The organism is Roseibium sp. HPY-6, from assembly GCF_040530035.1.
Taxonomy (GTDB): Bacteria; Pseudomonadota; Alphaproteobacteria; order Rhizobiales; family Stappiaceae; genus Roseibium.
Genome location: NZ_JBEWCD010000005.1, coordinates 47,377 through 68,468 on the forward strand (window position 1 = coordinate 47,377; position 21,092 = coordinate 68,468).

Annotated in this window: 16 protein-coding genes; 14 read left to right on the top strand and 2 right to left on the bottom strand. The window is 59.5% G+C overall.

Going from position 1 to position 21,092, the window contains the following annotated elements:
- Positions 1-11 precede the first annotated feature (11 nt).
- Both tcuB and tcuA read right to left on the bottom strand, forming a co-directional pair.
- Complete coding sequence (gene tcuB / locus ABVF61_RS31770; RefSeq protein WP_353997634.1) at positions 12-1,079, bottom strand: tricarballylate utilization 4Fe-4S protein TcuB; 1,068 nt, start codon at positions 1,077-1,079, stop codon at positions 12-14.
- Positions 1,069-2,454: an FAD-dependent tricarballylate dehydrogenase TcuA gene (tcuA, locus tag ABVF61_RS31775; protein WP_353997635.1), complete on the bottom strand. Its 1,386-nt coding sequence runs from the start codon at positions 2,452-2,454 to the stop codon at positions 1,069-1,071. Before tcuA ends, tcuB begins: the two co-directional genes overlap by 11 nt.
- Before the next feature lie 79 nt (positions 2,455-2,533).
- Here tcuA and ABVF61_RS31780 point away from each other — a divergent pair, with 79 nt between their 5' ends.
- The 14 genes from ABVF61_RS31780 to ABVF61_RS31845 all read left to right on the top strand — a co-directional run bounded on the left by ABVF61_RS31780 (position 2,534) and on the right by ABVF61_RS31845 (position 21,089).
- The gene (locus ABVF61_RS31780) at positions 2,534-3,454 is read left to right on the top strand and encodes a LysR family transcriptional regulator (protein ID WP_353997636.1); all 921 of its coding nucleotides are present in this window, start codon (positions 2,534-2,536) and stop codon (positions 3,452-3,454) included.
- Positions 3,455-3,834: 380 nt separating this feature from the next.
- The gene (locus tag ABVF61_RS31785) at positions 3,835-4,389 is read left to right on the top strand and encodes a Pvc16 family protein (protein WP_353997637.1); all 555 of its coding nucleotides are present in this window, start codon (positions 3,835-3,837) and stop codon (positions 4,387-4,389) included.
- Positions 4,386-5,132, top strand: a complete 747-nt coding sequence (locus ABVF61_RS31790; protein ID WP_353997638.1) for a hypothetical protein — start codon at positions 4,386-4,388, stop codon at positions 5,130-5,132. The genes ABVF61_RS31785 and ABVF61_RS31790 overlap by 4 nt, the downstream gene beginning before the upstream one ends.
- A 199-nt stretch (positions 5,133-5,331) precedes the next feature.
- Entirely contained in the window at positions 5,332-6,873 is a 1,542-nt protein-coding gene (locus ABVF61_RS31795) for a phage tail sheath family protein (RefSeq protein ID WP_353997639.1), read from the top strand.
- 27 nt (positions 6,874-6,900) lie between these two features.
- Positions 6,901-7,332, top strand: coding sequence for a phage tail protein (locus tag ABVF61_RS31800; protein ID WP_353997640.1), 432 nt, complete (start codon positions 6,901-6,903; stop codon positions 7,330-7,332).
- Between the two features lie 10 nt (positions 7,333-7,342).
- Positions 7,343-7,792: a phage tail protein gene (locus ABVF61_RS31805; RefSeq protein ID WP_353997641.1), complete on the top strand. Its 450-nt coding sequence runs from the start codon at positions 7,343-7,345 to the stop codon at positions 7,790-7,792.
- A gap of 1 nt (position 7,793) precedes the next feature.
- Positions 7,794-7,964, top strand: a complete 171-nt coding sequence (locus tag ABVF61_RS31810) for a hypothetical protein (RefSeq protein WP_353997642.1) — start codon at positions 7,794-7,796, stop codon at positions 7,962-7,964.
- A 1-nt stretch (position 7,965) separates the two neighbouring features.
- Positions 7,966-8,673 carry a CIS tube protein gene (locus ABVF61_RS31815; protein ID WP_353997643.1) on the top strand — a complete coding sequence of 236 codons (708 nt, stop codon included), beginning with the start codon at positions 7,966-7,968 and terminating at the stop codon, positions 8,671-8,673.
- Positions 8,674-8,676: 3 nt separating this feature from the next.
- Positions 8,677-10,407: a type VI secretion system tip protein VgrG gene (vgrG, locus tag ABVF61_RS31820; protein WP_353997644.1), complete on the top strand. Its 1,731-nt coding sequence runs from the start codon at positions 8,677-8,679 to the stop codon at positions 10,405-10,407.
- A 28-nt stretch (positions 10,408-10,435) separates the two neighbouring features.
- On the top strand, positions 10,436-10,735 hold the full coding sequence (locus ABVF61_RS31825) for a PAAR domain-containing protein (RefSeq protein ID WP_299484201.1): 300 nt from the start codon (positions 10,436-10,438) through the stop codon (positions 10,733-10,735).
- A 3-nt stretch (positions 10,736-10,738) separates the two neighbouring features.
- Positions 10,739-11,134: a GPW/gp25 family protein gene (locus ABVF61_RS31830; protein WP_353997645.1), complete on the top strand. Its 396-nt coding sequence runs from the start codon at positions 10,739-10,741 to the stop codon at positions 11,132-11,134.
- Positions 11,131-14,763, top strand: a complete 3,633-nt coding sequence (locus ABVF61_RS31835; protein WP_353997646.1) for a baseplate J/gp47 family protein — start codon at positions 11,131-11,133, stop codon at positions 14,761-14,763. The genes ABVF61_RS31830 and ABVF61_RS31835 overlap by 4 nt, the downstream gene beginning before the upstream one ends.
- Positions 14,763-17,828, top strand: a complete 3,066-nt coding sequence (locus ABVF61_RS31840) for a baseplate wedge protein (RefSeq protein WP_353997647.1) — start codon at positions 14,763-14,765, stop codon at positions 17,826-17,828. The genes ABVF61_RS31835 and ABVF61_RS31840 overlap by 1 nt, the downstream gene beginning before the upstream one ends.
- A gap of 12 nt (positions 17,829-17,840) precedes the next feature.
- The gene (locus tag ABVF61_RS31845) at positions 17,841-21,089 is read left to right on the top strand and encodes a hypothetical protein (RefSeq protein WP_353997648.1); all 3,249 of its coding nucleotides are present in this window, start codon (positions 17,841-17,843) and stop codon (positions 21,087-21,089) included.
- Positions 21,090-21,092: the final 3 nt, after the last annotated feature.

Genomic DNA, 21,092 nt, shown 5'->3' on the forward strand with positions numbered 1-21,092 from the left:
CCGCTGAGTGTTCAGCCGGTCGACTTGCGCTGTTCATCGCGTACCAGCGCCGCGAGGCGGTAAAAACCATGAGCCATCTTGGTATAGGGCGTCAGCAGGAAGAAGCTGAGCACGGAGCCGAGGTGTATGGCCAGAAGCGCGGGCATGGCTGCTGTATTGCCAAGTACGTAGAGCAAAAGGCCGGAAAGCGCGACCAGGAACAGGAGCAGGACAAAGCCCATCTCCCCACCCCAGGCGGACGGTGCGCCGAGCGACCGGTCGGCCTTGAGCTTCAGCGAGGCCAGCATGACCGTTCCGATCACCATCAGGATGCCGCCCGGAATTCCCAGAAGCTTCGGCAGCGACCAAAGCGGATAGGGGGCGGGTATGTCGAAGATATAGTGCAAGATGGTTCCGGCAGACGTTGAGGCGAAACAGAGCAGGAACCCGTACATGACCGCCTGGTGCGCATGACGGCGTGCCTGGCTGAACCGGTCCTCGTCCTCGAAATTGCAGCCGTCACCGTGCCCGCCTGCAAGGTTCTTCATCTTCGCGGCGGACCCGAATGCTCCGACGATCTGGCTGGGCGTGATCGTCTTTCCGCCAGTTTCCTGCCAGTAGCGTCGGAGGCTGACGGCAATGCTGGCAAGAGGAAACAGGAAGGCCGGCAGGAAGATCGCGACCATGGCGGAATGAGACAGAACCGCGTAAAAGCCTTCGCCGCCGTTGGAACCGAGCGCGCGGAACGCGAGGAACAGCAAGGCGAAGCCGAGAATGGTGGCCAGGGCGATCATCACGCCGCTTTTTTGAAACCGTCGCGCCAGTGGAGCGGGCCAGGCAAAGCTCTCCCAGCTGTCCTGGCGCACTTCGGCGAGCGCCTTCGGCAGGTTGAGATCGAACTCGTGCGGGGCGGTGTACTGGCACGCATAGTAGCAGCCCCGGCAGTTGTGACAGAGATTGGCCAGCTGCGTGAGGTTGGCATCGGAAAAGAAGCGTTCCTGGTGCAGGGCCGGGAACACGGAGCAGTAGCCTTCGCAGTAACGGCAGGCATTGCAGATCTCCGCCTGCCGGCGGGCTTCCTGAAGCAGATCAGCTTGCATGATTGGCGGCCTCCCGGCCTGCGATACGTCCGAACACGGTCCCGATGGTCATGCCGAAACCGGCGAGATAGCCCTGTCCCAGGATGGAGCCGGCCATGGTTTCTCCGGCCGCCCACAGGTTCCGGATTGAGCCCTTCTCCGCTCTGCACTGGGCGTTTTCATCTACCTTGAGGCCGAGATAGGTGAAGGTGACACCTGTCTTCAGGCTGTAGCCGTAAAAGGGCGGCTCATCGATCGGACGCGCCCAATTGGTCTTTGGAATGTTGATCCCAATCGTTTTGACACCATCCAGTTCGGTCGGATGAAAACCTGATGTGTCACCGCAGGCGGCATTGAATGTCTTCACGGTCTCGACCAGCTTTGCCTGCGGCAGCCCCATCTTCCCGGCAAGCTCTTCCAGCGTATTGGCCTTTATGGGTGGGAAAACCGACGGCATGAACAGTTTCAGCGACTTGGAATCGATGATGACATAGCCGACCTGGTCGGGCTGGTTGGCAACGAGACGTCCCCAGATGGCATAGCGCTTCGGCCAGACGTCCTCGCCTTCGTCATAAAAGCGGTCCGCCTCCTTGTTGACGACAATGGAAAACGGAACGCAGTCGAGCCGCGTGACGATGCCGCCATCGAATTTAGGCGCACGTCCGTCGATCGCAACCGCATGGCACTGCGTCGGATCGCCGACTGACTGGACGCCCTGGTCCAGAAGATCCGCCAGAACGACGCCTCGGTTGTACGGCGTTCCCCGGATGAGGAAATTCTTCGCCGCCGGACCCCAGGCGCGGGTAAGCCACTCGGTATCCGCCTGAAATCCGCCGGAGGCGACTATCACGGCGCTGGGCTCGAGGTATTTTGCTTCGCCTTCATGCGTGTAGTCGATCTGGGCGATCCTGTCCCGATCAAGCTCCAGATGTGTGACATTGGCCTCATATAAAACCGAGACACCAAGCTTTTCAGCGGTGCGGTAGTAGGCGTTGACCAGCGACTTGCCGCCACCCATGAAAAACGCATTGGTGCGCGCCAGCGAAAGCGTGCCGGACAGGGACGGCTGAAAGCGGACGCCGTGTTCTTCCATCCAGGGCAGGCACTCCTCGGAGGTGCGGATCGCCAGCCGTGCGAGCGTCTCGTCGGTCTTGCCGCCGGTGACCTTCAAAAGATCGTCGAAATACTCGTCCTCGCTGTAGTCGTCGACCAGCGGGCCAAGCGGGGCGGAGTGCATGCATCTGAAGTTTCTGGTGTGGCGCGAGTTTCCGCCGCGATATGCCTTGGGTGCCGTTTCCAGAATGATGACTTTGGCACCCCTTTCCGCAGCCGTCATGGCCGCGCAAAGAGCGGCATTGCCGCCGCCGATGATGGCGATGTCGTATTGGCTGGTCATGATGCGTTTCCTTTGAAGAGCGTCTTACCAGCGGGCTGATTGTTTTGACAATTGTTGCTTCTTGGTCGATTAATGCACAATGCGCATTAATTTCGATTTCAATGACCTTGAAGCTTTCCTGGCGGTCATGGAAACGGTCTCGTTTCACCATGCCGCCGAGCGATTGAACCTGTCGCAATCGGCCGTAACCCGCAGGATCCAGAAGCTGGAGGAAACACTAGGCTCGGTTCTGTTCGATCGAACGACACGTGCGGTCAAACCGACGCTTGCAGCAAAACGTTTGCAGGCACGGGCCGAGGCGATGCTGGAAAGTGCTCGGGAAACAACACTCGCTATGCGGGACGAAAGTGTTGCTTTTGCCCACCAGCGCGGGGCCGTCGTGACCGTCGCAATGATCCCGACACTTGTGCATCCACTCCTCATTCCCGCTCTTCAGATGTTGCACGACAAAGGGCTTCCCGTGAGATTGCGGTTACTTGATCAAGCTGCCAATGAGGTCGCGGAAGCCGTGTCGCGCGAAGACGCGGACTTTGGTGTCTGCTCCATTGGCCTGCTGGAACCGAACACGCATTTCGAACCGCTATTCGATGACCTGATCGTGCTTTGTTTGCCGCAAGGCCATCACCTTGCCACCAAATCAAAAGTGACATGGGCTGATATTCAGTCGGAGAGCCTGATCCTTCCGGCGAGAGGCACAGGAAACCGTTTGCTGATCGACGAAGCGATGGCTCGAAGCCGCTTCACCCCTCAATGGGCATTTGAAGTCGGACGCTCCACCACTGCCATGGAGCTCGTGAATGAGGGCCTTGGCGTTGCCCTGCTGCCTCGAACGTCGATGCTTTCTTCGCAGGGGCGAGGTCTTGTTTACAAGGCGCTCGGAGCCCCGGTGGTGGCGCGGCCGGTCGGGCTGCTGACGCGCATTTCAGCTCCAGACACCTCGCTCGCCCAGGCCTTCAAGTCGGCATTGCGTGAAACATCGGCCGCGCTCAGGGCGTCTTGACCCTCAATCTCGCCGTCGGAGCGGGGCGTTGTGGGGCGCAGACCTCCGCAACCGCAATTTGTCCGGTTGGTATTCTGCGTGTCTTGGAGCCTGGCTTTTTTTCGATCAGAATATAAATTTCAGGCGGCAAGTGTTCGATTTTTCTGACAGAAATAGTTTGTATCAATCTCTGCAACTCTCGATGCAAGTAAAGCGCGTGATTGCGCTTACATCATCGAAGTTTCCTTGCTGATGTTGACGTAAAGTAATACTTCAACTTACTATCTAATTCAGAGACTTTTCACTTGTAATATATTGCTAATCGCCACATTCGGCGAGCGGTATGCCTTTGCATTCGTGAAGGTGTGCGCGTTTTATTGGAAAAGAAGCGGTGCTCCTCCATGATCAATGAAGCACTCGAATTTGTCCGCCGCGAAGTCCGTGATCATCTCAGTGTGAGCGACACGGAAGCCCAGCTTGAAAGCGCGAGAGTTCTTGCTGAGGAAGGCTCCGAAGGGCTGACCATCACCCTGATCAATGTCGAGGAAGAATCCGCGCTTCGCAACACACCGAACATGTTCATCGTCGATGGTCAGCCGGTCCAACGGCAGCCTTCGGTTTTCATGAACCTTTATCTGCTGTTTGCCTTCGATTTTCAGAACTACGGAACCAGCCTTTTCAATCTTTCCCAGACGATTGCGCTCTTCCAGGACCGGCGGATCTTCACGCCGGCGGACAGCCGTGCCGACAATCCGTTTCCACAAAGAGCCGTGCAGCTTGCCTTCGATCATCACAACATGAGCTTCGAGGCTCTCAACAACCTGTGGTCCATCATGGGCGGAACGATTTTTCCCTGCGTGATCTACAAGGTCAGGCTGGTTGAAATCCGCCGCGAGGTCGAAGACGAGGTTCTACAGGAAATCGACACCATCGAACTGAATATGAGCGGCACATGAGCTTCATTCGCCAATATCGCCGCTTTCTGCGGGTCAGGTTCGAAGACGATGGTGGGGATGCGGTCGATGCCTTCGATGTGCGTCCGAGCACTCACACACGACGGGTTATGGCTGATCATTCATTGATCTTCAGAACCGGCACTGCGGGTTTTTCGATTTACAGCCGCAACAATCCGGATGCAGCGGACCCGCTCATCGGGCCGATCAGCGATCGGACGCGCCTGAGCTTCGGACTGCGGATCACAGACCCGCAGTTTTACGATCGGTACCATCCGGACCTGACACCTGCGCGCCGCCAGATTTTGTTGGAGAACCTCGGTGCGACCGGTGCCATTCAAGCCTCCGGAGCGCTGAGTGCAATTGCGACTGTCGAGCAGAGCGAACTGGTCCAATCAGGCCCCGCGAGCGATTTCCCGGTCGCGATAGATCTGACGGCAGGTTCGCCCGATCGTCTGCACGCCCGGAACCGTTTCGACAACACGCTTTTGGCCGAGCAAAGGTTCACGGCGCCACCCGGCACCGTATTCAGACTGGGCGCGGATCTCAGTTCTCTTCAGCACCCCGCCGCGCGTCTGACGACGCCTGTCGCGGGCGCCTTGGACCAGATCGTTTACGCCGACGATGAAATCAGCAACAGCGGTGCGGAAATGATCCTCGACCTTTGGTGGGACCAGCGGCAGGACGCCGTACCGTCACCGAATGGAGCCCTCTTTACCGCCTCCTTTCGAGCCAGGACCTCGTGATGATCTTTATCGGACAGAAAAACCAGCGCGCTATAGCGAAGGTGTTCGCAACAACGGGTGGATTGCCGAAAGGCGAGCGTCGCCAACCTTTGCTGAGGTCTCGCCACTGCTTTCTGGAGCCCCGGACAAAGCCTTCCAATCCAAACCCGTTTCAATTCCGGATCTGAGCCAAGACTAAGCCCCCGAGAGGAAACCCGCCATGACCAATTTAATGCTTTCAACGCCCGGCGTGGCCATACAGGAACTGCCTTTCAACACGCCGACGATCGCGGGCGTCGCAACGGCGATACCTGCCTTCATTGGTCCTGTTCGCAACACTAATGCGCCTGACGGGACCACCCTGATCGGAAACACCTGGCGCATCAGCTCGTTGCAGGAATTTGAAGCGTTGTTTGGGATACCGGCGGCGAGCGGCTTTACCATACGCGCAGACAAACGCATCGATCAGAACGGTGCGTTGCTTGGCGTTGATACAAGTTTTCAGGCGGCGCCGGAACGCGTGCCGACGGGACAGCGCCTCTTTTACCACGCGTTGCAGCTTTACTTCGACAACGGGGGTGGGCCCTGCCACATCCGGCCGATTGATGCCGCGGCCAATGCGCAATCCAACTATGATGATGCGATTACGGCGCTGGAGAGCACCGACGAAATCACGCTGAACGTCATCGTCAACACGATCGGCGCAAATGCCGCGAACTACGGTTCATTGGCAACGGCCTCAATGCAGTCCTGCAATCGCACGCAGGACCGTTTCACGATTGCCGATGTGATTGACTCCTACCCCGGGGGCACTGTCGACAATTCGGGGATTCCCTCAACGCTTGGTCAGGATGTGACAGCAGAATTCAGAGACCGGGTTACGGCGGTTTCAGAAGATGTTCTCAAATATGGCGCGGCATATATTCCTTACCTCAACACCAACATGCCGGTGCTTTACGCGGCCGGAACCGTTGATATCGACGCAGCGTCGCAGTTGATCACTTTCGACGCGCAGGGCAATCAGACCAATACGACAGATCTGTTCACGAATGGTGGCTCGGACCTGCCACTGTCAGACAACTTCTTTCAAGGTGTCGTTGACCTTGTGACGCCTGCCAATTCGCAACCAGGCGAAAAGCCGGTCGTCGAAGCGGTTCTGAACCTTTTGAACAGCACAACGCTGATCATGCCGCCGTCACCGGCAATGGCCGGGATTTACGCCCGGGTCGACCGGCAGCGCGGTGTTCATGTCGCACCGGCCAATGTCGGCGTGATGAACACTGTGGGGCCCGCGCTCGCGATCACGGACGAAGAACAGGGTCTTTTGAACGTCGACCCGACATCAGGCAAATCCGTAAATGCGATCCGCTTCTTCACCGGGCGCGGCACGGTGGTCTGGGGTGCACGAACACTTGCCGGCAACAGCGGCGACTGGAAATTCGTCAACCGGCGCAGAGCTGCCCTTTACCTGGAAGAGAGCATTGGCGATGCGCTCGAAGCCTTCGTGTTCGAACCCAACGTGTCCAAAACCTGGGTCCGTGTGAAGCGCATGATCGAAGGGTTCCTGCTCAACGAGTGGCGCGCGGGAACGCTTGCGGGCCCGACGGCGGCAGATGCATTTGAGGTTTCCATCGGACTTGGAACCACGATGAGCCAACAGGACATTGTCGACGGCATCATGCGGATCCTTGTGCGTGTGGCGCTTCCCGGCCCGGCCGAAAAGATCATCCTGCAATTCACGCAAAAGGCCCAGGTGGCCTGAGCCGCCGCATCCGAAAGGATCTGAAAAATGGTCAATTATCCGATCGCAAAATACAATTTCGAGGTCGAGATGGAGGGGTTCACCCGGATCGGCTTCACGGAAGTCTCCGGGCTGGACATCGAGACGGAAGTTATCGAGTACCGCGAAGGCGCTTACCCGGAACCGTCGAAAATCCAGATCCCGGGCATGAAGAAATACGGCACGGTGACCTGCAAGCGGGGCATGGTGCGCGGTGACAACGAAATCTACGACTGGTTCCAGGCGATCCTTGACCCGGCAAACCGGCGGGATGTTCAGATTTCGCTTCTGGATGAAATGCGCGAGCCGGTCTTCGTCTGGGTGATTTCGAATGCCTTCGTGACCAAGATCGCTTCCACCGATCTCAAGGCGGACGGCAACGAGATTGCGATCGAATCCATGGAGTTCAAAGGCGACTCCATCGCAATCTCGGCACCGTAGGGCGTTTCCCATGACATTGGCTCACCCCTACAATCTGCCCCTCATCCACAATTTCCGGGTCGAGTTTGATCTGCCCGGTGCGGGAGATCTGGATGTCCGCTTCAGGGAGGTCTCCGGGCTTTCCATGGAGCTGGAACAGGAGACGGTGACGGAGGGCGGTGAGAACCGTTTCGTTCACAAGGTTCCGGTTCGAGCGAGCTATCCAGACCTCGTCCTGAAACGCGGGCTGATTGCGGAAAGCGCGGTGACCCAATGGATCCGGGACGCCGTTCAAAGCCTCGTCATCCGGCCCATCACCTTGAGCGTCGTCCTCCTCGATACAGAGCTGGAACCGCTGCGCACATTCTCCGTAGTGAATGCCTGGCCGAAGAAATGGACCGTGTCCGATTTCAATGCCGAGACAAGCGATATCGCGGTTGAAACGCTCGAACTTGCCTACGCGCATTTCCGGGAGGTCTGACATGGCGGTGCAGGTCAATCTCATCGAATTCCGCGGCCGTATCGAAGGTTCGCCGAAAACGAAGCCGGCAAATGAAATGTCCGACACGGAAAAAGCCGCTGAGCGCGAACATGTAATCTCGGCCGCCGTTGCCGAGGCCATCGCCGTGATCCGGCGCCGGGAGGAACGCTGAAATGCCCCCGCCGGACGGTACATTGGTGAAGCTGACGATCGTTCCTTACGAATCCTCAAAGGCGTTCGCGGACAGCCTGCCTGCCGGACCGACCTTTGAAGCCCAGATCAACCCGGCGGAATATACCGACGCTGTCGAACTGGAAATGAATGCCGACGAGACGCCTCAGGGTGCCGACGGGAACGAGGCGAAGGTCAAGGGCATCAAACCGAGGACCTATACGTTCGACTTGCCGCTCGAAGGTTCGGGTGCGCTTGACGTGGATGGCCGTCACGGCGGGGATCCGAGTTCGGCGGAGACCCTGATTGAACGTCTCGATGCGTTTCGGGAGACTGTCGGATTTTCCGGCGAGGTCCACAGACAGAGATTTCTGCATCTGGCCTGGGGGCGATTGTCCGTCACCTGCGCGCTGGAAACCTATTCCGTCAATTTCAAGCTGTTCGATTCACAGGGTAATCCGCTTCGGGCGGTCCTCAGCGCGACTTTCAAGGAGCACAAGGATCCGGAAGTCCAGGAGAAGGAGAAGAACCTCGCAAGCCCGGACATCACCCACGGGCGTCTTGTTCACGACGGAGACACGCTCGTAAATCTCACCTACGGGGTTTACCGCGATCCGGGACTTTACATCGCTGTGGCTGAAGCGAACGGGCTTGATACCGTCCGTCAACTTGAGACGGGATCGGACCTGATCCTGCCTCCGGTGAGGTGACCGATGCCGCTTGAGCCGACACAGAGCGCAGCCCTGACCACGGTCACGATCCGGTCGAACGGAACCGAGATCCCGGGGACCTTCGCGCTTTTGTCGTTGGAAATCTCACAGGTCTGCGGAAGTATTCCCTATGCCCATCTCATTTTCCAGGATGGTGACCCGGCTAAACAAAGCTTCGATATCGCCGCGTCCGATACATTCGTACCGGGCGCGGAAGTCGAGATTGACCTCGGCTACAACCGCAACGAAGAGCTGATTTTCAAGGGCATTGCGACACGCCTGCGCGCCGAGGCTCCCTTGAAGGGATCGTCGCGGCTGCATGTCGAGGTAAAGCATGCCGCTTTCCGCATGCATCACGCACGACATTCGCGCGTCTGGGTCGATGTGAGCGATGCCGACGCCATCGAGCAGATTGCCGGTGGCTACGGGATCGGGTTCGAGGGAAGCTCGGAAATGCAACAGCCGCAGCTCGTGCAGCACCAGGCGACCGACTGGGACTTCTGCGTGCTAAGGGGCGAAAGGATCGGGCAGCTTTTGGTCGGCGAAACGGACGGATTGCGTCTGTTTACGCCCGATCCCGGCAAAGACCCGGCGGCGACCCTGGAATACGGCCGGACGCTTTTCAGCCTGGATGTCGAGCTCAATGCAGAAGCGCAGGCAGCCGAGATTTCGGTTGGCGCCTGGAGCGCGGCCGAAGCGGAAATCGAAACGGCCGAAAGCGCCGCGAGCGATGTGCCGGGGCCTGGAAATCTCGACGGCAATGCGCTCTCCGATGCTTCGGGGCACAAGCCGAAACCAAGGCAGGCAGGGGCTCGCAATCAGGCCGAGCTTGACGATTGGGCGCGTGCTGCCATGCAACGGCGCCGGCTGTCGGCGGTGACCGGAATGCTGGAGGTTCAAGGATCCACAAGCCTTTCGGTTGGCAACATGGTCGAACTGAAAGGATTGGGGCCGCGCTTCGACGGCAAGGCGTTTGTCTCCGGCCTACGTCACTCGATCGCCCGCGGAGACTGGCGATGCTTCGTCCAGATCGGACTGGATCCCGCGTTTCACGACGAGCGGCACGATGTCTGTGCGCCCCCGGCAGCCGGACTTATTCCTTCGATCTCGGGACTGCAGATCGGCGTCGTCGATGAAGTTCATAACGATCCTGCAGGGGAAGACCGGGTGTCCGTTCGCCTCGTGAGCGAGACTGAAACATCGGAACCGATCTGGGCACGCCCGATGAGTATCGGCGGCGGCGAAAAGCGTGGTCTGGTGATGTTGCCTGATCCCGGCAGCGAATGCCTGCTCGGGTTTCTGGACAGTGATCCGCGAGACCCTGTGCTGATCGGCGGTCTGCACAGCTCGGCCGCGGCCTCACCCCTGCCGGGCGCTGAGGACAACGACCTGAAGGGTCTGGTGTCGCGTGCGGGCACGCGGATTGTTTTTGACGACAGCGGGCCATCGCTCGTGATCGAAACCGAAGGCAACCGGCTGATATCGCTGTCCGATGACGAGGGAATAATCACCATTTCCGACAAGTCCGGAAACAAGATGGAATTCGACAATAACGGGATCACGCTCACCAGCAATGCCGACATAACGCTCGACGCCAAGGGCAACATCACGATCGACGGAACCAACGTCAACGCGGCTGCGAAAGCCGGCATGGAAATGAAGGGGACCACGTCGGCCAACTTCAAAAGCTCGGGATCGACCGTCGTGCGCGGCGCAACGGTCGACATCAACTAGGACCTATAGAATCGCAAGGAGGATCGACATGCCGCCGGCCGCCAGGATCAGTGACTTTCACACCTGTCCGTTGCAGACACCCGCTGTCGTGCCGATCCCGCATGTGGGCGGTCCGATTGCCGGACCCGGCGTGCCGCTTGTGCGGATCGGCGGATTGCCGGCAGCCGTGCAGGGCGACATTGCAACATGCGTCGGTCCGCCGGACACGATCCTCAAGGGGTCGACGACCGTTCGCATCGGCGGACGTCCCGCCGCGCGGCAGGGTGACCCGACGGCCCATGGCGGCACCATTTCCGCCGGGCTGCCAACCGTCCGGATCGGAGGTTGAATAATGGCCGTTGAGGACCGCTTCATCGGGACGGGCTGGGGCTTTCCGCCGACATTCGAAAACGACGGAGTTCAGTTGACCGGTGGCGCGAGCAACATTCGGGAAAGCCTTCGGATCATCCTGACCACGACCCTTGGCGAACGCGTCATGCGTCCGGATTTCGGTTGCCGCATCGAGGAAGAGGTTTTCGGTCCGATGAACGCCACGCGGCTGACGATGATCGAAACGGTGATCCGCCGCGCGATCCTGCTGCACGAACCACGGGTGGATGCCAAGCGCGTGGCCGTAGAGGCCCGGCAGCCGGAGGGTATCCTGGAGATTTCACTCGACTATGAGATCCGGGGCGCAAAGTCGCGCTTTAGCCTTGTGCTGCCATATGATCTGGAGGCAGGGGTATGAGCACTTGCGACCGCCGCGGCCCCCTGTCAAGGACCGGCACTGCCCAACCGGATCGCGATATCGCAGAACGCAGGGCGGATCACTTCCAGCTTGACGAAAGAGACGTGGCGGATCTGATCCAGTTCGGTCGCAGATTTGCCCGGCAAATCCGGTTTTACGCGAAAGACGGCGCTCCCGCCGGTGATTGGTCGGCGTTTTTCGACAGCGACATTTCCGCGGTACTTGCCTCGATTGCGAAATTGCCGGTCGATCCTTTCCGGCGTGCGCTCGGGGACGCAAAAGGCTTTCTGGAAGATGATCCGTCCCGGCCGGAAGCACAGCTCAGGGCGCATCTGGCGCTGGTCTTTCATTTGCCGATTGCATTGCTTCAGGAATTGACGCTGCGGCTGTCGCCACTTGAGGCCGAGAACCCTTTCCGCCGCAGAATGACCCGCCTGCTGGAGACGAGCGTTGCGCCGCGGCTGGCGGAGTTGGCGCGGTATCACCAGGGCGGGGTGGATGAAGGGGTTATTCTGGCAAGCGCACTGAGCAAGACCAATTTGAACACCTCTGACAATCCCGGTCCGGGACCGCAAATCGCGGACGAAGTGCGCGACATCATATTCAATGGCGAGGCATTCGAGGTGACGTCTCTGCCGGTTCACGTCGTCGGAGGGTTTGCCGCGACGGGATGGAGCGACTTCTATGACGCGCAGACGCCGGACCCGTCACCCTATCTCGACGGTTCGGACACCTATGCGCAGATCTATGACGCGCTCAATTACAATCTTCTTGTCTCCAGCATGGAACGCGTTTTCCAGGCGCTTGCCCGCGCCCGGAAGGAAGCCGAAGCACAGCTCCAGGAGAGCCTGACGGATTTTGCGCGCCACACGCCGCATTACGGGCTCTGGCTTGCATTTCTTTCCATGTACGACCGGGCCCGGTCGGAACTGAACGCGTTTACCGGCCGGCACATGGATTTCTATTTTGAAGATGTGTTGCGCCTGTCGCGCAAAGCGCCGACGCCGGATCACGTCCATCTACTCGTCAATCTGGCGCGGGGAACGGAGGCGCATCTATTGCCTGCGGGCACCTTGGTGCGCGCCGGAAAGGACGCAACCGGGGCGGACGTCGCCTACGCACTCGAAGAAGACTTTGTTGCCAATCGCGCGCTGGTCACCGAGCTGAGGTCCGTACGCGTCAACACGAAGAAATCCGGCGGCAAGGAGTCCGTCTCGGTGCAGGCTTCGCCGATCACCGCATCCTCGGACGGTATCGGTGACGAGCTGCCTGAGGAAACGCCGCACTTTGCTCCATTTGGCCCGGAGGCGGCGCCCTTTGCACGGCTTGGATTTGCAGTCGCGGACCGGCAGCTCTTCATGCGTGAGGGAAGCCGCGTTGCGAAGATCAGCTTCAAGACAGCGTTCGGCGGATCCATCGCGGTGCTGAAGGGCTTCAAGGTCCGACTGACCACAGAAGAGGGCTGGCTGGAGCTCTCTAAGTCGGCTGAGCTCAAGGCGGAAGTCACCAAGGGCACGGTCGTGTTCACGATGACACTTGCCGGCAATCATCCTCCGATTGTTCCGCACGATCCGGCCGTCCACGAAGGACCGTATCCTACCGGTGTTCCTGTTGCCGAAATCCTGCTTGACTGGGATGGCAATGAAGCGGCCGCCTCAAGCGCTATGGCGGTTTTCAGGAATGCCAGCCGCAACAAGGTCAAGATCCAGACCGAGGCAACAGGTTTGCGGCAGATGAGCGTGCGCACGGACGACGGCACTGCCGACCCGTCCGCTGTCTTCACACCGTTCGGTGCACAGCCCCGCAAAAACGCACGCTGGATCCTCGGCTCCAGCGAGGTGTTCAGCCGCCCGCTGGACACACTGACGGTCAATGTGACCTGGGCGGAGGCTTACGTAAAAGGCCAGTTCTTCGAGAACCAGGCCGCAAGCGCTTATCAGGTCGGCTTCGACTACCTCTCCAGCGGTTCGTGGCAGAGCGGCGACACGAAGACGATATCGCTTCAGCTGGATGGAACGGGAACGAATCCGCTGGCTGCGAAGGGAACCGGCAAAGCGCCGGCAGACGCGGAACTGTTGCTTGAAGACCCTTCCTTTGACGCAAAGCAGCGCACCGGCTTCATGCGCATGACCTTGAACCGCGACTTTGGCCATGATCGGTATCTCGACGCGAAAACGCTTGCGCTTATTGACCTTGCCAGCGGGAATGGGATCAAGCCTGTCACCAACCTTGCCGCCGGTGACACGATTGTCGCGGAATCTCAGATCCTGCCGGGTTTCGATCCGGGTCTCGATTCCCTTACGCTATCCTCCGGTTTGCCCAACCCTCCCTACACGCCCGAAATCGCGGAAATTTCGATTGACTACGCTGCGAAGCAGAGCACGGCCGAGGGCGTCTGGCGGGTGCACCCCTTCGGCGTCGAACCTGCGAACGGTTCGGGACGCGTTTTGCCGGACCTGCCCTTTGAAGGGGCGCTTTTCATCGGCGTCGACGCACTCGATCCTTCTGAAACCTTTTCGCTCCTTGTCCAGGTCGCTGACGGCACGGGAGATCCGCTCCTGGAGTTGCCTGATCTTGATTTTGCCTGGCTGAAAAACAGCGGCTGGACAAAGTTCAAGTCGCAGGAAGTCATTGACAGGACCGGAGGCCTCGCCGGTTCCGGGCTTTTGTCCTTCGCCGTGCCGACCGACGCGTCGAGCGACGCCCCTCATATGCCACCCGGGCTGCACTGGTTCAGGATTTCCGTGGCTGAAAATGCGGACGCCGTCAATCGACTGCATCTGGTCGCGGCGCAGGCTGTCCGGGCTAGCTTCGTCGATCGCGGCAATGATCCGGTTTTTCTGGAAAGTGCGTTGCCGGCCGGAACGATCAGCAAACTGTTGCAGCCGGATCCCGCCGTCAAAAGCCTTGAACAGCCTTTTGCAAGTTTCGGCGGACGCGGTTTGGAAACGCCGGACGACTTCCGCCGCCGTGTGTCTGAACGCCTGCGCCACAAGGACCGGGCGGTGACGATGTGGGACTACGAGCACCTGGCGCTGGAATCCAACCGGAGCGTCTACCGCGCAAAATGCCTGAACCACACCGAGCTGAAACGCCAGGCCGGCAAGGTGGTTGGAGACAATGAGATGGCACCTGGTGCGGTCACCTTCGTGGCTGTTCCCTATACATTCGGGACGGACCTGCGCGATCCTCTGCGACCCTATTCCGATCAGGCGACGCTGCACGGATTGCACGAACATCTTGCACGCCGCTGCTCTCCCTTTGTGAGGCTTGAAACCGCCAATCCGAAATTTGAAGAGATCCATGTCTCGATGAATGTGGCGTTCCGGGAGGGGATCGCCGACACGGATTTCTATCGCAAGGAAATCGAAACAGCGTTGATCGGTCATCTGACGCCCTGGACGCAAAGGGGCGCGCGCGGTGTCGAGTTCGGCGGCCGGATCTACAAATCGACCGTGATCGACTTTGTCGAGGAACTGCCCTTTGTCGATTACCTTGAAGACGTGAAGCTGTTTCACAGGCGGAACCCGGATGGCCCGGTGCCGCAAACCGATCTGGAAATCATCCAGGCGTCAACGGCCCGCTCCGTACTCGTCTCCGCACGATCTCATTCGATTGGACTTGTGTGATGGCTGACGATCTCTTCATTCTTCCGGGAAACCGGCCTCCAGGCGCGCGGGACTTTGAAGCCTTGCGGCGGCTTGGCATCGACCGCATCACAGCACTCAGCGGCGAAATCTGGGACAATCACAACACGTCCGACCCCGGCATCGCGATGCTTGAGACGATTGCCTATGCGATCACGGATCTGGGTTACCGGACCGCGTTTCCCATGGAAGATCTCGTCAGCAGACCGGACGGCATGATTGGTCCGGCCGCCGAGACCGGCCTCTTCCCGGCCCACGAGATTCTAACGACGTCACCGGTCACGATCAACGATCACCGCCGGCTTCTCATTCGTATTGAAGGCGTGCGGAATGTCTGGCTCGACCCGATGACCGATCCGGGCGAGCCGAACAATTTCCGTCTTTCCGAAACACCGATTTTTGCAGACTGCCTGGCCGATGCCCTGTCGCACGATCCGCTCAACGCGGAAGGTCATGACAATCACCCGGTCAAGGTGAGTGGACTCTACCGTGTACTGGTCGAGCTGCCGGTGGATGATGTTCTCGGTTCTCTGAACGAGGCGGCGCTGGAAGTCACTCTGCGCGCCGGTCCGCTGAAAGGCGTCGTGATCGCGATTAACCCCGTCAACGATACTATCCTGGCTTATGAACATGACGCGCTGCCCGATCCGTTCGAGCCGGATGCCGTCACGGTCAGCAACGTGACGGAGGCGGGCAACGGTATCGAATTTGGAGCGGACCTCAGCGTTGAGCAGAACGGCAGCGTTATCGCCGCGCTCAACGGCTTGGAGATCACGGTGCTGGAGGACCGGCCGCGCCCGACAGACGATCCTGTCGTCGTAACAGCCGGCGATCTGCAGGACGTGTTGGGCGAAACCGGACCCGATGGCCCAGCCGGATTGTTCCTCAGGAAACGGGAAGCCCGCCGGCGCGCTCTGACCGCTGTCCGCCGCGTGCTTCATGCCCATCGTCCGCTTTGCGAAGATTACCTGTCGATCGACAGCGTCGCACCCCACCGGGTGGGTCTTTGCGCGGATGTTGATGTGACACCGGACGCGGATCTGGAAGAGGTCGAGGCCAGGATCATTCACGCCATTGAGCTTTATCTGAACCCGCCACCGCTATTCCGGACACTTGATGCGCTTCTGGCAGATGATGTTCCGGCAGACGAGATATTCAACGGTCCCTACATAGACTTCGGCTTCGAAGTCGAAGGCCGTCCCATCTTTACCAAACCGGGTTTCATTTCCGACGAGGATCTTGCGGCCTGCGAACTCAGGCGGAAGGTCCATGTATCCGACCTGATCAATATCATCGTCGATCTTGAGGGCGTCGTTGCCGTCAGGAACCTCTCGCTCCGGGCTTACGACCTGCAAGGGGTGCCCATTGGCGATACGGAGCACTGGACACTGGAGGTGCCGCCCGGACATCAACCGGTGCTGTTTTTCCCCGGTACGAAGCTGACGCTTTACAAGAACGAACTGCCCTATCGCGCGCAGCCGACCGAACTTGAGCGCACTCTGGAACATCTTCGAGCCTTGTCACAGGCCGAGCTCTACGTGCCACCGGATCAGGTGCTGCCTCCCGTCATGGGGCGTTGGAGGAAACTGGACCAGGTCCCGACGCTGCAGAATGAACTGCCGCGGAATTTCGCGACAGACCGCTTCGGCCTGCCACCGGATGCGCCAAAGGAGCGCGTTGCGCAAGCGCGGCAGTTGAAAGGTTATCTGACATTTTTCGATCAGGTGCTCGCCGACTATCTGGGGCAGCTCGCCTCTGCCCGGCGGATCCTGTCACCGGACAAATCACTCGAGCAGACGTGGTTCCCACCGAGCCTTGAACACTTTCCGGGTCTTCGGGAGGATTTTCCAACCGAGTTTTTCGTCAATCCGTCCGAGATGACAATGAACGATCTGTTTCGCGTCAGACTGAACGAGACGCAGGAGATGTTTCTGGATCGCCGGGCACGCGCGCTGAACCATCTGATTGCGCGCTTTGCCGAACGCTTTGCCGACTATGCCCTGATCTCGTTCCAGCTGTCCGGTGACAGGCTCATGACCGCGCGCGAGTTGCTCGATGAGCGCTGCGATTTTCTGGCGGACTACCCGCTGGTGAGCCGGGAACGGGGCAAGGGTTTCAACCAGATGCCTGAGAACCCGGCGCTGATATGGGACAGTGCGAATGTCTCGGGTCTGGAGCGACGGGCGGCGCGGTTGCTCGGCATTGCCGATTTCAGCCGGCGGGACCTTCACTGCGATCAGGTGTTTGACATCCTGTTCGCGGCGCAAGACGACGGCGGCGTTTTCAGGGTCGTTGTGATCACTGAGGACGACGAAACGCTGTTCTCCTCCGAAGAGACTTTCCCCTCTGCCGGAACCGCCCTTGATGCTGCACGGGCTTTCGAATTCCGGATGGCCGACGAGAGCACCTATGTCATCGACGACACAGCTGGCGAGGGGGCTGTTGTTCTGCGCCTCGAAGCCGGCGGGACCGTGCTTACCCAGCAAGGCACTTTTGCCGAGGCGCATGAAGCCTCTGACGCAGCCCGCCGGCTGCTTTACCGCTACAACGCGCTCCTTCAGCAGGATCTTTGTGACAGCGAAGGCATGCATCTGATCGAGCACATCCTGCTGCGCCCGCGTGCGGAGGGGGATGCCTTGATGAAGGTCTGCCTCGGCGACGAATGCCAGTTCTGCGGCGAGGAGGATCCTTATTCCTTCCGGGTTTCCGTCGTCTTGCCCTATTGGCCTGAGCGGTTCCGTGATCTCAATTTCCGCAGGTTTGCTGAACGGGTCATTCGTGAGGAATGTCCGGCGCACATCCATCCGCGCATCTGCTGGGTCGATAATGCGGATATGGCAGCGCTGGATGCCGCGCATCGTTCATGGCGCGAGGCACTGGCTGCCTGGCCACGCGGTGATGCCGCCCTTGCCGGCGCTGCGGCGGAACTGATCGACGTTCTCGACAATCTGCGCACCATCTATCCGCCGGCCACGCTGCATGACTGCGACGACGGCGGCGACGACAATATCGTCCGGCTCGACGAAACCAATCTCGGATATTTCTGAGGGAGAGACATCATGAATGACCACGCAATTGCCCATTTCGTTTCCGGCCAGGTTCTGGGCGCGCGGGCTCTCAATGATCTCGTCTCCTATCTTGAGGGACAGGACAGGCTGAGCAGGCGGACACTCTCAGGAATTGGGGTGGTGTGCGGTTTCGAGGTCGATGCCGAAGGCCCGCTCGTTCACATTTCCAAAGGGGTCGCGGTCACGTCGGAGGGCTACCTGATCGCAGACGATGCCGAGAGCTATGACCGGGTCCGCCCCTACGAACTGCCGGTATCGGATGTTGAAGACGTTCCCCAGGAACAGATTGAAGAAGAGCGATATCCGTTTTTCTTCGACGAAAACGATGAACAGATTCCGCTTTTTGAGCTTGTCGACACCGATTTTGAACCCGCGCCCGGAGAAGACGATCCTGCTCCACTGACCGCCGCTTTCCTGGAAGACAAGACGGTGATGCTCTTTCTGGAAACGCGTCTTGAATCGCTCAAGAGCTGCGATGTCAACGACTGCTCTGACAAGGGTGCTGAATGGCGCTTCACCGTGCGGCGGCTGCTGCTGACCCGCGATCAGGCTGATGCGATCCTTGTGCAGGAAGAGGAAATTGCCGGACGGCCCGTCGACCGGGCGACGCATCCGATGAACGAACTCGTTCATCTGCGGCTGGAAAAGCTGAAGATTGCGGCGACGGGAACCGACAATTTCGCGGCTCTGATCCTGCGGATCGTCGGAATTGCCCTGAAGCTGAGCCAGCATCTGCCGGACGCTCTGCGCGATGCCTATGCCGCCTATGGCTACCTGGTTTCAGACCTCTACGAGGAAAATGCGGACGTCTTCCCGAACACCTATTTTGCAAATGTCTGGGGTCAGCTTGCCCAGAACATCTTCATGGCGCAGTACATGTATGACTACATGCGCGACGTTGTCATGGCCTACAACGAGTTTGTGGAAGCGGCGGCAAAGTTCGAACAGGAATGTCTGCCGAACCCGGACCGGTTCCCGCGTCATGTATTCTTGGGCGATGCGACCGACAATCCGGATGCATTCACGACGGATTTCCCGACGCCGCAGGATGTTCTGGCCTGGAACCCCTTCAACGCAAGCACAGGTGCGGGCCTTCGGCCACGTGTCGCCGCGCGACGGACCCATTTTGTTTCGTCGCCCGCCCATACCCATGGTCCCCGGCTGGAGGAAGTGCGCGCTCTGTTCCAGCGCATGCATCTTCTCGCGCTGACCTATCGGACAACCTCACGCGTCCAGGCACCCATTCGGCTGACGCCCAGCAAGACCTGGGACGCGCCTTTGAGCGACAGGGCGATCCCGTTCTACTATGCATTCCAGCCAGGGTCGGATCTGCACACAAACTGGAGTTACGCCAAGACGCGGACGCGGCTTTTGAATACGGTCTATTCCTACCAGTTCAGTGCGCCGACCGATGAGCACCCGCTTCACTTCCGCCTCGATGGACAGGATTTCATCCGGATCGAAGGCATCGTCGGCAAGCCGCTCGGTTCCGCTATGGCACAGCTTGCCGGATGGAAGCAGCAGCTTGGGCTTTCCTTCTCTGTCGAACCTGTCTTCATGCCGCTCACGCTGGGAGCCGACGATCTTGCCGGCAACAAGCTGGATGAGGTTGCCCGCGCACAGATGCTGCAGGCTGCCCGGCAACTTTTCCTGTGCCGGTTGAGCGACATCGACCTCATTTTCCTGGTGGTCATAAGGGCAATTTTCGCGTTCATCGTCTTGCTGCTGCAGCGCCTGTCGCGTCAGCCGGTAACACCCGGTTCCGTGATAAGGCGTGGTGATGATTTTTCCGGTCCGGATTTGGCCGACGGCATAGTTGCAGGCGGCCTTTTCGAAGCGGCCACCGCGTCGCGGTTTGCCATCGATCTCGATCCAAGGGAGACGGAAATCCTGCGTGTGCGGTCCGACTCGCTTCGATCCGACATTATCTCACGTCCGTTTGGTGTCGATGAAGTTCTGGGCCGCGTCACCGGAAAAGAGATCGGGGGAACAGCGGGTTCGCTTTTCCGGCAGGTCGGGAACCCAAGCGGTGGGGCCAACCTCTTCGAACGCACCCGACGCGCCATCGTGGCCGATGGCGGCGATGAGGTTGACGTAAGGGCTGCCTACGCGCCTGTCAGTCTCATGTCTCAGGGCGTCGGCCTGATGAACATGCTGTCCGTCGACAGTCTCGCAGAATTCCAGGTGGAGGAATTCGGCCGGCTCTACCGCGGTTTTTCGCAAGCTTATCTGAACTACGCGCAAACGTTCCGCTCAGCGCCTCTTGAAGATCCGGAAGCGCGTCAGAACCAGGCAAGTGTTGTTGCATCGGCCGAACTCGTCGCCGCGCAAAGCAGTGCCTTTGCAGCGGTCAACATCAATTCCGAAATCACGGCGGCACTGCAGCGGATGCTGTCGGAGCTGACGCTGGGCGGATATGCGCGCCGGCATCCCGGACTTGAACACCATGCCGGTGTGAATGTCGGCGGCACTTTCGTGCTTGCCTATTGCTCGATCGACGCCCTTCGACAGCAGGCCCGTCCGATTGATGGTGTCACGACCGGTCCGATCCGGCGGCTGGATGAGGAGCGGGACAACCGCGCTGACGGAACCATCGACGGTGCCTTGTCGGCGGTCAGTTCCGCTCATGCGTTCGCAACAAAAGATCCGCTTGACCGGTTTGTGGTGCTTGCCGATTTCTGTCTGCCTTATCAGTGCTGCGACACCGACTGTTCCGATCTTTACCTGCGCCGGCGGTTTTCCGCCAATCCCTTCGACCCCGAAGGCAACCCTGGACCCATGGGCGTGCCACCCTTTGATGATGACGAGCCAGTGAGGGGCGGGCCCGACGATTTCGTTTCCCTGATCGATCAGCCGATCGTCAACGATCTCAGACAGGCAGGTGGCATTCTCTGGAACCCGGGAGACTTTGTGGTGCCCGACAGCGACCGCGACGAAGACGACATTATCCGGGACGAGCCGCCACCCGATCGTGCCCGGGCAATTCTGCGCGGTGCCGTTTTCCTGGAAGGCGACCGCGATCGCGAGCCGGTGCCGGAGACCGAAGTCATCCTGTCAGAAACCGGTGCACCGACGCGCCGTGTGCCAACCGAAGGCGGCAAGTTCGAGATACCCGTGCGCGCCGGCATGATAGCGGTTGGTGCGGCATCGCCGGACTTGCAGGGCACCATGACGACGCTGCATCTCGATCCGGGCGAAGAGCACGAACTCACGCTTCTGGTTTCGAAACGGAGGGAATAGGAA